Here is a 15,487-nt window from a genome sequence, read left to right on the forward strand (position 1 = left end):
ACTAATTCAACGCCGTTTTCAGTTTCTCAACGCGGTTGAACAACAGCCAATCCAGTGCGAGAACCGTAACAATTGCCAAACCGCCCATCGGGAACGCGAGACACAATATCACTAACGTTACTAAGCCAAGCTTCCAAATACTGTCTTGTTGAAACTTAGGTGGCGCGCCCAATGCGGCACTGCGACTTGGTCTACGAATCCACCACATCACCACACCTGTGATTGAGATTAAGATGAACGCCAAACAGAACACTACGTTGAGTACTTTGTTCAATATACTCACATCACCTTGATGCAATGACACACCTGCCGCCATGAACTTGGCAAATAGGCTGTAATCTTGCCACGTTACATCCACCAACAAGCGACCGGAATACTGGTCAAAGTGGCTGGTGCGATCTTGTCTTGGGTCGGAAATATCGCCGCCCATAGAGTTAGCTGCAACGGTGTAAACGCCCGTCTCAGAGCGTGGCAAAAACAGCTTATAGCCAGTGAAGCCCAACATTTCAGCCTTGAGGATGATATCATCAATGGAGAGCGCATCATGACTGCCTGCGTATGCCGTCTCTTCCTTCATATTGGCATGATCATGAGCGGGCTTATCTTTCGATTCTGGCACAGCAGCAAGCTCTAAGTTCCATGGCATCTCTTCTGATGCACCATGGTTAAGATCTTTATGTGTCAGCGTGGATTCCGGTTTCTCACCCCATGTGTAATAGGTTGGGAAGGTATTCCAAGCTTGCACCATTTTCGCCCCCCAGATCCCTGCCCACGACAAACCTGAAATCAAAAAGAACAACAGAACAATCGACAGCACGCCACCTAAATTCGCATGCAGGTCACGCATCAAAATTCGAGGGCCATTGTTAAGGCGAATTTTCAAAAAGCCGGCGCGGCTGGCGTTGTCTCTAGGTAACCAAAGGTACAAACCAGACACCAACAGTAAAATCCCCAGACTTGCGGCGATTTCAATTAAACGGTCGCCTAGGTCGCCGATGAGCAAGGTGCCGTGAATGCTGTTCATCAGTTCATAGATGCTGTCACCACGATTAATGGTGCCCTGTACGTCTCCTGTGTAAGGATTTACTGCAACAATCAGCGAGCTGCCTTCTTGGTTTTGAATCGAGAATCGGTTGGCAATATCGGCCGTTTTAGCAGGTACAAATTGAGTGACATTAAAATCGGGATACGCCTGCTTTACGGTTTCTAATTGTGCAGAGACAGGAATCATGTGCTCTTGTGGTGAAACTTGTAATGTCGCTTCGTATCGAGCCAGTTCGATTTCGTCATCAAACAACATCACCAATCCCGTGAGGGAAAGCATCAGCATAAATGGAATGACGAACAAACCTGCGTAGAAGTGCCATCGCCACGTCATAAAGTAGATGGATTTTGCGCGTGAGGCTTCCTTGAGTTGAGGCTTTGCCGAGTTTCTCAACATGTGTATTTTCCTTTTTTCATTGTTGAACACCCAAATTCAGTCAAACGCATCCTACACATACGCATTCGTATGCGGCGTTATTTGACTTAGATTTGGGAGTACCACTGCTCGAAGTGGCAGTGTTGCTGACTATATACCCAAGTGACTTCAAGATGCTGGATTCAGAGCGTTGTCATTGATTCGAGTGCAAAGAAAACAACGCTGTGTAATAGACAACTCTTTCCAAGTTGTTTGAAGCAGCAATCGGAGCAATGACACGCTCCCGAAGGGCGAGTTGCCTTGGCTTGTATACTTTGTTGTCGATATCTTGATTTAGACCCACTAGACCTTTAAATCGCCGCCGCGTCTACAAACCAAGTCATTCTCGCTGAACCAAGCATCTCGAGGTTACTTGGGTATCGTGTAATTGTTTTCGTTATGAGAAAAGGGAAACTGGCGGCGCTCTAGGAACTGGTGTTTCAAATCGCACACTTAGAGCCAAATAAGCGTAGCTGTCAGAAGTCACCAAGCTCTGTCTTGAAAGTATCGGTGTCGTTGGAAGTGTATCGTGATGAAAAGTCGAAAAGTGGCTAAACGGACAAGGCTTGCCTTTGTGGCTGACCGAATTGTCGCCCTCTTCTATTTGGACCAACTCAAATCCGTTAAGCGTACATAGCGTCGCCCACACGCCCATGCTGTTACCATGAGCATTGATAACAGGCATCAGCGTCACTAGCACCCAACTGAGAGCACTAGCAAATAACATCGAGCGGTAAAAGGGAATTAATCTACGCATAACGGTGACTTAACAAATTTCACACAGCGTAACCAATTTTGAGTGATAGCTCAAAAAACAGTATCAATAAGTGGTTGCTACCTCACAGGTTTTCTTGAATGCATCGATTGACAGGCGCAAAAAAGCCCGCCGAAATGGCAGGCTGATAATGTGTTCATTCATTACTTAGAGATAACGCGTAATCCACTGCCACGAGCAAATGCTCCGCTCAGTAGATAATTAGCCGAACAACTTGCTCCAAATGCTTGGATTGCGCTTGTCGTGGTACTCTTCACGAAGGCTATCGATTTCACGCAGTTGGTCTTTTGCTTCTTGTAGCTTGCCCGCATCAAGATCCGCTTCAATCTTATCTAGCGTTACCGTCAGCTTGTTAAAGCCTTCTAAGTAAGTATCAAACTTCTCTGGTGGGTAATTACCACGCTTAGATTGTTCAACAATCGCTTGCAAGCTATCAATCGCAGATTTCATGGTTTCGACATCAGATGCTTCTGCCGCCTGTTTGAATTCCATCTTCATCTGTTTCATGTTTTGTTTTAAATCAACCGCTTCTGCCATTGCGTATGTTGAGCCAAACGCAATCGCACACCCTAGGACTAAAGGACGTAACATTTTTCACTTCTCCATTTATAGTGCCGAATTCTGTGTCGGCTTTATTCACCCAAATAACCTACGCCATAAGAGGCGAAAAACTAGCTTAGTTGAGTATTTCCGGGTCGCAGTGTAAAGCAATCTGGCGTCGGGTGCATACCTTAAATGTAATCAAGTTTATGCGTTGAGAATGCTGTCATATTCTGCAATTGGTTTACGGCCTCTCAAAGCTAAGAAAGACAAAAACTGCTGAGCGGTGTGAGTAATCACTTTCTTGCTATCAATACCCACTTTGTCCATTAACTCTCCAACCAAATCCAGATTACCAACATCGTGACAGAAATGCGCGTCACTGCCCGTGGTGAAGAAAACACCGAGATCTTTCCCGATTTGTGCAATCTCGTGGCAACGGTCTACGCTGCCTACTCGGCTGTTGCCTTTCAGCGTGGTGTTATTAATTTCAATCGCGACATTGTGCTCTTTCGCGCACGCTAAAACGGTCTGAAAATCAAAGTCGAAATTTGGATTACCAAGATGACCGAGCGCATCAATACGACCACTCTGAATGACATTAACAAGTGCTTCCGTGTGAGTTTGCTTGTTTGCAGGACGAAAAACGGGTTCATGAAAACTCGCGATCACCCAATCTAAGTTGCGGTCCACACTCAGTGGAATATCAATGTAGCCTTCGGTATTCATAATGTTAGATTCAGCGCCACGAATAATCGCAACGCCTTCAAGAAAGCGAGGCAGAATTTTCTGGTTCGAGAAGAACCAGTAATGAGGCGCACCCGGCATTGATTCTGCGTGATCGGTCGTGCAGAACATATCCAGCCCGTTCTCTTTTGCCAACTTTGCATTTTCAATCAAGGTACTGTACGCGTGACCACTGGCGTACGTATGTGTATGGGTATCAACTTTAAATTCCATCATCCACTCTCTTAGGTGCGCTATCTTGCGTGCTATTGTATACCTTCAGGCAACGCATCGTCAGCCCAAGATAAGCAAGAACCCTAAGCTTGCTCTTCACAAATGGCTTTTATCAAGGGTAAGGCTTTTTCCCATCCGTGATTAAACATGGAAACAAAGTCATTGTGAGTATGAATGGTAACATTGAGTAGTAAACGATCGTTGTTGGTATCGATCTGGTAGATCTCTCGCGATCCGATCCACCTAGATGCTAGGTCAGCATCGAGTTGTTGACGATTATCCGGATTAAAAATGGCAACATGATGAAATTCAAGTTTTTGAAGGGGTAGCACCGTATCTATGATCGCCCTTGTCCCGCCCATATCTGGATCAAAAAAAGTGATGCCACCTCCTTCTTCCCAAGCTCCTTCAAATTGAGACTGCGGTGAAAAGGCTTGCGCCCAACGTTTATACAACTCAACATCGGTTAGCACTTCCCACACTCGTTGCGGTGTCGCCGAAATTTCGACGTAATAATTTAGCGTAAGCATGATTTCTCTCCCTGAACCTTTCTTGACGCTAGCCCATACTCAGGAAAAATCAAACCACACGACCAATTTATCTACCTGCCCCCTTCATTTTCCGACAGACTAAGAAGTTCTCGCTTGTAAACCGCCACTGCGATGCGCCTTAAAGCGAACCCAACATGTGTTCAGTATGATTGCGAGCACTATTAAACTCATCCCAACAATTTGACTTTGACTCATTCGGTCTTCAAAAAACAGGCTCTGCCAAACCGCAGTGAACAATAAGTTAGTAAAAATGAGTGGTGCAAGTTGAGAGCCACTGCTTGCCAGTTTATATGCTTTGGAGCGAAAAACTTGGGTGTTAATGATCATCAGAGACATCATACCGATCCACAGCGTATTTGAAGAAATCTCAGGCGCCATAACACTCATATTAAGTAACACGTCGAAGTCGTTAAACAAAGTTAGCGGCAACAGAAATACGGCAGCAAAACCAAACGCCCAAAAGTTGATTTCTAGCGGCGACATATTTGTTTTACTCACTTTATATAACGTAAGCTGAGAACCAGAATTGAAGAGTCCACCAGCCAAGCCGAGCAATAAATCCGCTCGCCATGTGATCTCACTTCCACCGCCCGCCAACATAACCACACCAGTGAACGCCATTGCTAAAGCCGCCAATGTTGAAACACGAATGCGCCCCCTCATGAACAGCTTTTCAACCAAGGGAATAAATAATGGGCCAGTAGCAAACAAAACGACCCCCTCAACGAGCGTTAACGTTTGTAATGACGCGATAAAGCAAAGTTGTGACAAACCGATACAAAGAGCACGCAATAAAATAGGCTTTAGCGTGCCCGCTTTAGGAAAGGTAAGGTTTTTCACACGAAGTAAGATAAGCAAGATAAGCGCAGGCACCAAAAAACGTAAGAAGCTAAATAGTGTGACGGAAAGTTCGCCTGACAACTGCTTTGCTAACAGTCCAGTAACAGATAAGCTTAACGTAGACATCAACATGAAAAGGATAGATTTATTTACAGCATTCATTCAATACTCCTTAATATATGGAGCATTTTAAAAGACATAACTTATCGTAAATAGCGAGTAATATTAACCATTGATGTAAGAAAAACTTACAGTTTAACTTATCTATCACCAGCTACGGTTTTTAAATTATGCGGAAACTAGTCCCCTTAAAGTCCATCTACGCATTTGTTGCAGTAGCTGAGTCTGGCAGCATGACAGAAGCAGCACAGATATTAAGTGTGAGCCACTCAGCCGTAAGTCAGGCAATTAAATCGCTGGAGAGTCAAGTCAACAAGCCTCTATTTGATCGCATAGGCAGACAAGTTCAACTCAACGCGGACGGTAAAAAGTATTACAGGAAGGTGGCACCCGCTTTAGAGCAAATTGTCGATGCAACGGAAGCACTCATCCAAGATCAGAACTTGCAGCGTGTTACGCTCAATATGGTGAATTCATTGGCTCTTCACTGGTGGATTCCTCGAATGTCAGATTTACAAGGGTTTGCTCCTCAATTAGACGTTCGTTTATCAAACCTGTCTGGCAGATTCAATTTAGAACAAGAAGGTATCGACGCGGCCTTGGTGCATGGAAATCCCGAAGAATGGCAGGATTACTACTGCGAAAAGCTTAGTGAAGATGAACTGGTTTTGGTGTGCAGTCCTGAATTGATAGCGAAGACCAAGGACTCAAACATCACTCAACTCTTAAAGCAGTATCCCATCATTGAAGTTACTAACGAACGAAGAAAAAATGACTGGAACGTGTGGCTGGACGCGACGGGTATCCAGCGACCTAAAAATAAAAAACCAATCACTTTTAACATGTCGATACAAGCCGTCCAGGCCACAACTCGTCGTTTGGGGTTATTGGTCACTCATCGCTTGTTTGTGAAGGATGACATCAAATATGGTCAGCTAATCGAGCTGGGTGAACCCGTCATTAATCCTCATCAACAGCTTTACTTTGTATGCCCGCCACACAAGCTAAAGCTTGAATCGTTTCATCTGTTGCGATCTTGGCTACAACAATCATTCAACTATTAGAAACTTTTGTTAAGCACATTCACTGAAAAACTAGTATAAAGTTAGAAGAGCACTTTTCATCCAAGGATGGTTTATGAAGCAGTATCAAATATGGCTAAGCGCACTCTGTTTTGCAGTATCTTTGAGTACGACCGCTGAAGTAGAAAATGATAACCGCCTTTCAGAACAAGGGATCTCCACGGCAATTATTGGGGGTCAGCAGGCTACCCAAAACCAACTTCCTTTTTTTGCACGTCTTATTCTACATAAAACTGGCGCGAATCAGTTTGCCAATATTTGTGGGGGAACCATTGTAAACGACCGCTTCATTTTAACTGCGGCTCACTGCGTAGAACCAAGCGTTTTTACTGACGGCTGGACAATCAACGACCTACGAGTGTTAGTCAAAAACCCTACGATGAATGACGTGTTTGTTGAAGAATTCAAAGATGTTCGCTCTATCACGATTCATCCTGATTATGTGCCTAGCGATTTATGGATTAATGACATCGCTGTCCTTGAATTGACTAGACCTATCACCGATAACGTCCAATCCATCACTTTACCGCAAGACTTTGGAGACTACAGCAGCAAGTCAGTTTATCAGATATTCGGTTTAGGTCAGACCTCAACCAATGATGAAAGCCCCCCTAACTATTTACGCTGGGCAGAAGTAAAACCCCTTACCGACACCCAATGCGCTTCGTTGGTAACAGGGTTTAACGCTCAGGAAAGTTTATGTGCGAATGGATTTCCTGAACGAAGCTACACTGGCATCTGTCGTGGTGACTCAGGCGGTCCTCTCACTTATCAAGACAATAATGGTATGTATCAGCAAATTGGCATTGTGAGCTACGGTTCTTCAGTTTGCGAATCCGCTGCGATTCCAAGTGTGTTTACCGAGATTTTGAACTATGCAACATGGATTGAGACCCAAACCAGCTCAGGTGTAAAAACCAGTTATAACGCCCTCTTAGCAAGTTCGGAAGATTATCATAGCGAAGGGGACTCTGGCTTTGAGCCTGTCGATACCAACACATCTGGCTTTGGTAACAACGGCAGCAGTGGCGGCGGTGCTCTCGGATCAGGGTTGATCATGCTTGGAGGCTGGTTTGGTTTGCTAAGACACCGCAGAAATTATTCGCGCTCCTAGTAGCGTCAACAAGACATCATAATATCTTGCGCTTAACGCGAGAGTTAATGATGTCTTCAATCATCTTTTGCTCTTTTTTCGCTTTTTCATAGTTCTGCTTAGTACGCCAACGTTCAAGCACTTTTTCTAACCCTTGAACGCGTGCGTGCTTGTGTTCTAGCGTTTTCTGTACAAATGCACATTCCGCTTGCATAACGGCTTGCTCTTGCTCGTGGTGACGAAGCATTCTTTGTAGCATTTGGTCAACACGATTAAAGTTCATCAAGGCCGCGCTCGTTAGCGTCGGGCCGGTTCGGGTTGATTGTCCAGCGTGGCCTTTCAACGCCGATAACTGTTCCAATTGCATTGAAAGATGGGAGTGACGCTGACGCATGGCATCAAGTTGTTGACCCACACGATCACGCTGTTTTTCTTCCATTTGCTGTAACTTGCCTACGGCTTTTAACTTGGATTTCATTTCAGCCTTGCCACTCCCATTTGATTAAGCACTTTGAAAAAGCTGCGCGAGCTCGGTCAAACTGGTTGGGTAATCTACAGACTCGCTGGCAGCTTGTTGTAGATATGCACGCAAATTTGGATACATAGCAACAGATTGATCTAACTCAGGATCTTGTCCTGGTTGATAACCCCCTAATGGCAGTAACTCTTTAACCTGAAGGTAGTTGGAGTACATTTGACGGAAGTTATTCGCAATCGTGCTGTGTGCGGCCTGCGTACAAGTATTCATACAACGGCTAATAGACGCGTTGATATCTATCGCGGGATAATGCCCTTGCTCAGCCAGTTGACGCGATAAAACGACATGCCCATCTAAGATGGCGCGCGCGGAATCCACGACAGGATCTTGTTGGTCGTCCCCTTCTGCCAATACGGTATAAATTGCCGTTAAGCTACCATGTTGATTTTCACTGTTACCCGCTCGCTCTAGGAGTTGAGGTAACACGCTGAAGACTGAGGGCGGATAACCACGAGAAGCTGGAGGCTCTCCGAGCGAAAGAGCGATTTCGCGCTGTGCCATGGCGTATCGGGTTAGAGAGTCCATCAGAAGTAGAACGTCTTTGCCTTGGTCTCGGAAATACTCTGAAACGCGATGACAAAGTAGTGTCGCTCTTAACCTCATTAGCGGGGATTCATCAGCAGGAGCCGCGATAATGATCGCTTTCTTGCGCGCTTCTGGGGTTAAGTTTCTCTCGATAAACTCACGTACTTCTCTGCCTCGCTCACCGATAAGCCCGACCACAATTACATCGGCCTCCGTGTTTTTGGTGATCATCCCCATTAACACACTTTTACCGACGCCACTGCCAGCCATCAAACCAATACGTTGGCCTTTGCCTACCGTTAATAGTCCATTAATCGCACGCACGCCTACGTTGAGTGGTGTATCAACTGGGCGTCGCTTCAGTGGGTTAATCGGTTTTGGTTCAAGTGAAACTCGCTCTCCCCCCTTAAGCGGTGCCCCGTCATCTAACGGCTCACCTAAACCATTCAGTACGCGTCCTAACCACTGAGAGCTTAGCTGCACGGTACTGTCACCATCAAGAGGGATGACTTTTGCACCTGCAAACAGACCGCCTAAACGGCGGATAGGCATGAGGTAAGCAATAGTGTGTTCAAAGCCCACAACTTGCGCTTCGATCATATCGCCTTCCGCGGTTTCTACGAGACAACGCTGCTCAAGCTTAAACCGACACCCTACGGCTTGTAACATTAAACCGTTTACTTTTATCAATCGCCCTGTTACGCGAGCAACAGGGATTGAATCAAGCGAAGCCAAGGCTTCGCTCAAACGCTCACTTAATAGTTCATGGCTTAGGGTATTACTCATGCTCAGACTCTACCTGTGGAATACTGACTTCATCCAAAAGGTGTTGCTTTACATTGTCCATACAGGCTTCCAAACGAGAGTCGCAGCTCGCATCCGCTTCTGCGTCATCAGTCACTAACTGACAGCCACCAATAGGAAGCTCCGTATTAGGGACCAGTTTCCAAGATTGCGGCAAATCAGCATTGATGTGAGTAATACGCTCTAAATCTTGCGGATTTAAATGCACAGTTACTGTTTCCGCTTTACCAGGCATGGCAGACAATGTCTCGTCCACCAAAGCTAGGATCTGCTGAGGCATTAAAGTGAGCTCGGCACGAATCACTTGCTGAGCTACCTTTTGTACCAGTTCACAAATCATATGGCGTTGTTGCTGTTCTTTTTCATCTTGCCAACGAGAAAGGGCGTGAAAAAGTTCATTGACAGGCTTCGCCGCCTCCAAAAAGCCTTGCTTTCCAGACTGCTCACCGGAAACAAAGCCTTTTTGGAAACCTTCTTTTTGGCCTTCCAACAGACCTTGTTGCTTGCCCTGTTCGATACCTTGGCGTAAGCCTTCCTCATGTCCTTGTTGCAAACCTTGTTGAAAACCTTCTTCAAGTTGCTGTTGGATATCAATTTGAGGTTCTTGCCAGCCTTGGTTATCTAGCCCGAATTCGTCTTCGATAGTCTTAGGTTGCGCTAAAGGCGGAAAACGGTGTAAACGATACCCGCTCGGAGGCAATCGCATAGTACTTGATTTTATCTCTAGCATGACCTTACTCCACCGTTGGCTCTTCATAGAGAAGCAGCTGAACTTCACCAGATTCATCCAGCTCACGTACCATTTGCATGATGTCTTGACGTGCTTTTTGAACTCGACTTAACGCAACAGCGCCGCGTGCGTCCATGTCATCTTCTAGCGCTTTCACCATACGTTGCGGCATTGAACGCTTAATAGCTTGTTGTAAGGTAATATCGGAACCTTTTAGCGCAACTGCCCACAACTCTAGCGGGATTTGCTGCACCAACATGTCCATAGTTTCTTCGCGTTGTCGGCCAAGAACCATAAAGTCGAACATGTTTTCTTCAATTGCATTAACAACATCTTCATCATGCAACTTCAGCATTTCCATCAATGAACCACGGTCACCTTCAAAGCGGTTAATGATATCTGCTGCTTGCTTAACACCTGATAACGGCGTGCTTTGACTTGCGGATACTTTTTCGATGCAACGCTCAACGAGTTCATGCAAATCAACGGCAACTTGATGATCGATATCTTGCAATTGAGCAATACGGAACAAGATTTCGTCATGGTAATCTTGTGGCAAGTGCTTCAATACCGCTGAAGAGCTGTCTGCTGGCAAATACGCTAGAAAAATTGCTTGCATTTGTGGGTGCTCGTTCACAATGAAACGAGCGAGAGTTTCTGCTTCCACCCACTGTAAGCGCTGCATATTGTTGCGAATTTCATCGCCATATAAGGTATTTAATAACCCTTTTGCCAAATCGTTACCCAATGCTTTACGCAATGTATTAGATAGGTATTCCTTAGAGGCTCCTCGAATACCGCTGTGCTCACGGAAATCTTCAAAGAAAGTTTGAATAACACCACGAGCAGAATCGCTCTTAATGCCATTTAACTTCGCCATTGCACGAGTCACACGCTGGGTTTCATCACGGCTAAAGTGTTGCAAAACCTTCGCTGCGGCATCCTCGCCCATGCCTAATAGCACGAGCGCGGTTTGTTCAACATAACTAAGCGTCTGCTTTGATAGAACTGTGTTCATTGATGTTTACCCATTGTTTCAGTATTTCGGCTACGCGCTCTGGCTCTTCATTAGCAATAAGCTGTAGGTGTTTCAATTGAATTTCTAATGGCGAGCCTGCTGGCGGTAGCATGTCGCTGTTTACATCTAAACCTGAAGAGGCTGAGATGCCTTTTTCAGATAGGCGGCGATCAAGTACTTCTTCATGCTCGCGTTCTTCACGCGTTTGCAAGTTTTCGTAGTCAGGTTCTTCCTGAGGCTCAGCAAAATTTAGCTCAGGCACAGGTTTATCAACGCCAGTTAGGTGCATGATTAATGGACGCAGTACGAAGAAGATCATCGCCAAGCCTAACAAGCCACCAATAACGTAGCGTATTGGCTGCTGTACTGTAGGGTCTTGCCACCACGGCAGTGCAGGAGGAGCATCAATTTCAATTGGGGTGAAGTTGAAACTCATTAAACTTAAGCTGTCACCACGTGTGGCAGAGATACCAACAGCATCCATGATCATGTTTGAGATTTGCTCTTTATCGGCTTCACTCCACGCCACACCATCTGGCGAAGCTTTGGAGTTCAACAGAACCGATACACTAAGCTTTTCTATTTGGCCTTGTTGGTATTGAGTACGACGAACACTGCTCCCTACAGCATATTGACGATTCACTTCAGATCGCGCATTCGTGTTTTGGCTATCGTTCGTTTCCACTTCACCAGATCCTGTCACTGGCGGTTGGTTACTTAGAGAACCAGGAACACCCAACGCAATTTGATCAACCGAGTTGTTATGAATGGTGTGCTCATTACGCACAACCGGTGCGTTATCCAAAATTTCTTGTGTTTCTTCAACTTGGCTAAAGTCCAGATCGGCAGCGACTTGTACTCGGAAGTTACTCGGCCCCACAATCGGCGTAAGCATATCTGCTGCGCGTTGGATGATCTGTTTTTCAACACTCTTCTGGTATTCAAGATATTTCGCGTTTACTTTACCGGCTTCCGCAGAAGCGACATCCGCACTAAGAAGACGGCCATACTGGTCAATGACAGAAACAAATTCTGGCTTCATTGCCGTGACACTGCCGACCACTAGGTTAATGATCGCTTCAACTTGTTCAGGCTTTAAGTCTTCACCAGGTTTGAGCTCAAGCATGACAGATGCTGAAGGATTCTCACTGTTTTGGCGGACGAATAGAGTTTGACGAGGTATTGCTAAATGAACACGCGCGTTCGCTACTGAGTTCAAAGACATGATAGTACGTACTAACTCACCTTCTAAACCATGACGATAACGCGCTGTTTCCATAAATTGGCTCGTACCAAGAGAGCTATCTTCCTTGAGCGAATCCAAACCTGTCGGCAGCTTAGCTTTAACACCTTTTGATGCAAGCAACATGCGTACCTTCGCAACCTCACCTTCTGGTACAAGAACTTGTCCATTTTGCTCTTGCATGCGGTAGCTTACGCCTTCGCTTTCTAATACCGACACAATTTCGCCGATATCAAAACGCTCTTGTTGACTATATAGCGGACGAAAGCTCTGCGAGGAACTCCATAGTGCAACCACAATAATCGCTGCAACAATCGCAGCTAACACCGCAGATAGCACTAAGTTTCTCTGACTGCTAGACCAGATTTGCTTCAGCTTCGTTGTCACATCGTCCATGCCGTTGGCAGTAGAAAATGTCTGTGCTGTGCCGGTAGCCATAGCTGTGTTTCCGGCGACTTGGGGGGTTAGTTCTGACATGAATTACACCGGCATCTTCATAATATCTTCAAATGAGGTCACGACTTTGTTGCGCACTTGCATCAAAGCATTAAAGGACAAGCTGGCTTTTTGGCTCGCGACCATTGCACCAACTAGGTCATCACTTTTTCCTGTTTCTACGGCCGTCATTTTTTGACTAGCCACTGATTGATGTTGATTCACTGTATCCAACACATTTGTCATCGCTTGTGAGAACGATAAAGGTGCGTTTAGTGATTGTTGATCTAAAGGATTTGCACTCACGATAAACTCTGGCGGCTGCACTTGTGCCTGCATCGCCTGCATTTTTGACAACATAAGTTGCTCTGCCGAGACCGCATGAGTAGGTTGACTTGCCATCTATTTTTTCTCCTATTAGGCAGCCGAGCCTAGTGCCGACTGTAAATCAATACCATGTTCTCGCATTGCTGCGAGCTTGTAGCGTAGCGCTCGAGTAGAGACTCCAAGCGCGTTTGCGGTTTTCGTTCGGTTTCCACCAAACTGACGTAACTTTTCCAAAATAAACTGATATTCAGCTTGCTTCTTCGCTTCTACATGACCAAAACTTGCAGTTGGCTCTGCTGTAGGAACTGACGCGACAAGCTCAATAGGCAGCATCAGGTCATGGGCTGTAATGTAATCACCATGACGCATGACCAAAGCGCGTTGAATGACATTTTCCAACTCACGAATATTGCCCGGCCAGTGATACTGACTCAGCGCACTAATCGCATCTTGGGATAGGTGACAGCGGCTGCTATCTTGATACTTTTCAATAAAGAATTGGCTAATTGGTAGAATGTCCTCTTTTCTTTCACGCAAAGGCGGCCAGTGCAGAGGCAGCACATCTAATCGATAATAAAGATCTTCACGGAACGTGCCTTTTTGAACTTCCTCACGTAAGTCTTTGTTGGTTGCCGCAATAACACGAATATCGAGCTGAACGGCTTTATGGCTACCAACACGTTCTACTTCACGCTCTTGAAGGACGCGTAACAATTTCGCTTGAACCGCAGGTGACATTTCACCAATCTCGTCAAGCAGAATCGTCCCGCCATTTGCTTCTTCAAACTTACCGCTTTGAGAATTTGTCGCTCCGGTGAACGCGCCTTTTACATGACCGAATAGCACAGCCTCTAACATTGACTCTGGAATGGCGGCGCAGTTAACCGCCACAAATGGACCATTGATACGCGGAGAGTGCTCATGCACATATCGCGCCAGCACTTCTTTACCCGTTCCCGATTCACCTGTAATAAGCACACTCGCGTTAGTACATGCTGCACGATGCGCCAATTGCAGAACTTGTTTGCTTCTCCAAGACTCCGCAACAATGTTGGCCATTGGCTTACCTAACGCTTCAACACGTTTAAGCAGATTAACCAACTGATTAGATTCAAATGGGCGTAATAGATAATCAGTAGCGCCCGCTTTCATCGTCTCAGCAGCCAAGATGCCTTGTTCTTGATCGACAATCGCAATAACAACACCCGAATTTCGCTGCTTTTGGTGACACGCGACAAACTCACGAACACACATATCCGGCAGCGTAGAGCTCACTAAAGTGATTTCTGCTCGCTCTTCAAGCAAAGCGCCTCGACCAGTACGAGTGTGTTTCGCGGTGTAACCTGCATTTTGCAACACATCCAATACTGGTTGAGCAAGAGCTTCATTTGGCTCAACCAACAAAATTTTCGTTTTCGTCATCATTGAACCTTAACTTTCGTTTGTTGATTTTGTGATTGTAGAGCTGGGTGGTGTTTCGTAGCCGTATACTCGTTGTCCCTCACTAAACGCAGGGTGACACGTCGGTTTTTTGCTTGGCCATTAACCGAGTTATTGCTGGCAATTGGGTAACGTGAACCATGAGCTCGTGTTTCGATCATCGACTCGTCGACCCCAAGCTCAATCAAAGCATTGGTGACTTGCTCTGCTCGAGTACGTGACACAGAAAGGTTCGTTAAACTTGAACCAACGTTATCGGTGTGACCGTCGATGAGGATTTTGGTCACTCGATCATCCACAGATACATAGCTATACAGCGCTTCTAGTGTTGCTTTCTGTCCACGACTTAACGTCTTCTGACCAAACTCAAATGAGAGCGCCATATCCCTTGCCTCTGAAAAAGACAATTTAGGCAATCGCGCGCGACACGCATTAAATGATTTCAATGCGTTTTGAATTTGAAGAGTAGGAATCACAATCTCTGAAACAGAGGAAGCATTACTTCCTTTAAGTGACAGCGTCACCCAACTACCCGAAGCAATTGAATCCATGAATTCTTCAGCGCCTTTATTAAAGATGAAACGCTGAGACGGCTTAGTAAATTCAAGGGAGCCAAATTCTTTTCTATAAAGCTCATTACTCCAAGGAGCATTTTGAGTTGTTAAAGCAATCGTTTTCCATTTATTGTTTTCATATTCTATATCGGAAATAAAATAGAATTTATTATTAGGTTCCGCTAGGAAATAAAACTTCCCATAGTCATTATTTGATTGCAACAAGTTGCACTTGAATTTATTTCCCTCATATGTCCATTTAGAGAGGTCCATAGGGATTGTTAAGACTTCTTCTGAATATGACACTTTTGAAAAAATAAAACTGATAACAATAATTGTGTTACAAATTATCAAACGGACATGATTCATGTATATCTTACATTCCCATGACTTAAACCGTTTAATTAAATATGCCACCAAGCCGAGAGAACTGGCATAGCTAATCATTTTAAT

16 protein-coding genes are annotated in these 15,487 nt (G+C 45.3%); 2 read left to right on the forward strand and 14 right to left on the reverse strand.

Annotation, left to right across the window (positions count from 1 at the left end):
• Position 1 precedes the first annotated feature (1 nt).
• The 6 genes from IQP38_RS16610 to IQP38_RS16635 all read right to left on the reverse strand — a co-directional run bounded on the left by IQP38_RS16610 (position 2) and on the right by IQP38_RS16635 (position 5,287).
• Positions 2-1,441, reverse strand: coding sequence for a PepSY-associated TM helix domain-containing protein (locus IQP38_RS16610; protein ID WP_193837773.1), 1,440 nt, complete (start codon positions 1,439-1,441; stop codon positions 2-4).
• 415 nt (positions 1,442-1,856) lie between these two features.
• Positions 1,857-2,216: a hypothetical protein gene (locus tag IQP38_RS16615; protein ID WP_080276971.1), complete on the reverse strand. Its 360-nt coding sequence runs from the start codon at positions 2,214-2,216 to the stop codon at positions 1,857-1,859.
• Between the two features lie 219 nt (positions 2,217-2,435).
• Positions 2,436-2,825 (reverse strand): cytochrome b562, encoded by a 390-nt coding sequence (locus IQP38_RS16620; RefSeq protein WP_005375067.1) that lies wholly within the window; start codon positions 2,823-2,825, stop codon positions 2,436-2,438.
• 156 nt (positions 2,826-2,981) lie between these two features.
• On the reverse strand, positions 2,982-3,734 hold the full coding sequence (locus IQP38_RS16625; RefSeq protein WP_193837843.1) for a phosphatase: 753 nt from the start codon (positions 3,732-3,734) through the stop codon (positions 2,982-2,984).
• Between the two features lie 83 nt (positions 3,735-3,817).
• Positions 3,818-4,264, reverse strand: a complete 447-nt coding sequence (locus IQP38_RS16630; RefSeq protein WP_170889967.1) for an SRPBCC family protein — start codon at positions 4,262-4,264, stop codon at positions 3,818-3,820.
• Between the two features lie 99 nt (positions 4,265-4,363).
• Positions 4,364-5,287: a DMT family transporter gene (locus IQP38_RS16635; protein WP_033906700.1), complete on the reverse strand. Its 924-nt coding sequence runs from the start codon at positions 5,285-5,287 to the stop codon at positions 4,364-4,366.
• A 128-nt stretch (positions 5,288-5,415) separates the two neighbouring features.
• Here IQP38_RS16635 and IQP38_RS16640 point away from each other — a divergent pair, with 128 nt between their 5' ends.
• Both IQP38_RS16640 and IQP38_RS16645 read left to right on the forward strand, forming a co-directional pair.
• On the forward strand, positions 5,416-6,309 hold the full coding sequence (locus tag IQP38_RS16640) for a LysR substrate-binding domain-containing protein (protein ID WP_033906699.1): 894 nt from the start codon (positions 5,416-5,418) through the stop codon (positions 6,307-6,309).
• A gap of 73 nt (positions 6,310-6,382) precedes the next feature.
• A complete protein-coding gene (locus tag IQP38_RS16645) occupies positions 6,383-7,441 on the forward strand; it encodes a S1 family peptidase (protein WP_193837774.1) in 1,059 nt (352 codons plus the stop codon).
• A 16-nt stretch (positions 7,442-7,457) separates the two neighbouring features.
• Here the strand turns inward: IQP38_RS16645 and fliJ are convergent, their stop codons facing one another.
• Genes fliJ through IQP38_RS16685 form a run of 8 tightly spaced genes read right to left on the reverse strand, consistent with a single transcriptional unit; the run spans position 7,458 to position 15,481 of the window.
• Positions 7,458-7,898: a flagellar export protein FliJ gene (gene fliJ, locus IQP38_RS16650; RefSeq protein WP_193837775.1), complete on the reverse strand. Its 441-nt coding sequence runs from the start codon at positions 7,896-7,898 to the stop codon at positions 7,458-7,460.
• A 24-nt stretch (positions 7,899-7,922) separates the two neighbouring features.
• A complete protein-coding gene (gene fliI, locus IQP38_RS16655) occupies positions 7,923-9,269 on the reverse strand; it encodes a flagellar protein export ATPase FliI (protein WP_193837776.1) in 1,347 nt (448 codons plus the stop codon).
• On the reverse strand, positions 9,262-10,017 hold the full coding sequence (fliH, locus tag IQP38_RS16660) for a flagellar assembly protein FliH (protein WP_064354936.1): 756 nt from the start codon (positions 10,015-10,017) through the stop codon (positions 9,262-9,264). The genes fliI and fliH overlap by 8 nt, the downstream gene beginning before the upstream one ends.
• A 4-nt stretch (positions 10,018-10,021) precedes the next feature.
• Entirely contained in the window at positions 10,022-11,035 is a 1,014-nt protein-coding gene (locus IQP38_RS16665) for a flagellar motor switch protein FliG (protein WP_005375048.1), read from the reverse strand.
• Complete coding sequence (fliF, locus tag IQP38_RS16670) at positions 11,004-12,755, reverse strand: flagellar basal-body MS-ring/collar protein FliF (RefSeq protein WP_005384024.1); 1,752 nt, start codon at positions 12,753-12,755, stop codon at positions 11,004-11,006. The genes IQP38_RS16665 and fliF overlap by 32 nt, the downstream gene beginning before the upstream one ends.
• A 3-nt stretch (positions 12,756-12,758) precedes the next feature.
• Positions 12,759-13,115 carry a flagellar hook-basal body complex protein FliE gene (gene fliE, locus IQP38_RS16675; RefSeq protein ID WP_005375045.1) on the reverse strand — a complete coding sequence of 119 codons (357 nt, stop codon included), beginning with the start codon at positions 13,113-13,115 and terminating at the stop codon, positions 12,759-12,761.
• Positions 13,116-13,130: 15 nt separating this feature from the next.
• Complete coding sequence (locus IQP38_RS16680) at positions 13,131-14,462, reverse strand: sigma-54 interaction domain-containing protein (protein WP_017820535.1); 1,332 nt, start codon at positions 14,460-14,462, stop codon at positions 13,131-13,133.
• Positions 14,462-15,481 (reverse strand): OmpA family protein, encoded by a 1,020-nt coding sequence (locus tag IQP38_RS16685; RefSeq protein WP_085569389.1) that lies wholly within the window; start codon positions 15,479-15,481, stop codon positions 14,462-14,464. Before IQP38_RS16685 ends, IQP38_RS16680 begins: the two co-directional genes overlap by 1 nt.
• Positions 15,482-15,487 lie beyond the last annotated feature (6 nt).

The organism is Vibrio sp. OPT41, assembly GCF_015163595.1.
GTDB lineage: Bacteria > Pseudomonadota > Gammaproteobacteria > Enterobacterales > Vibrionaceae > Vibrio > Vibrio alginolyticus.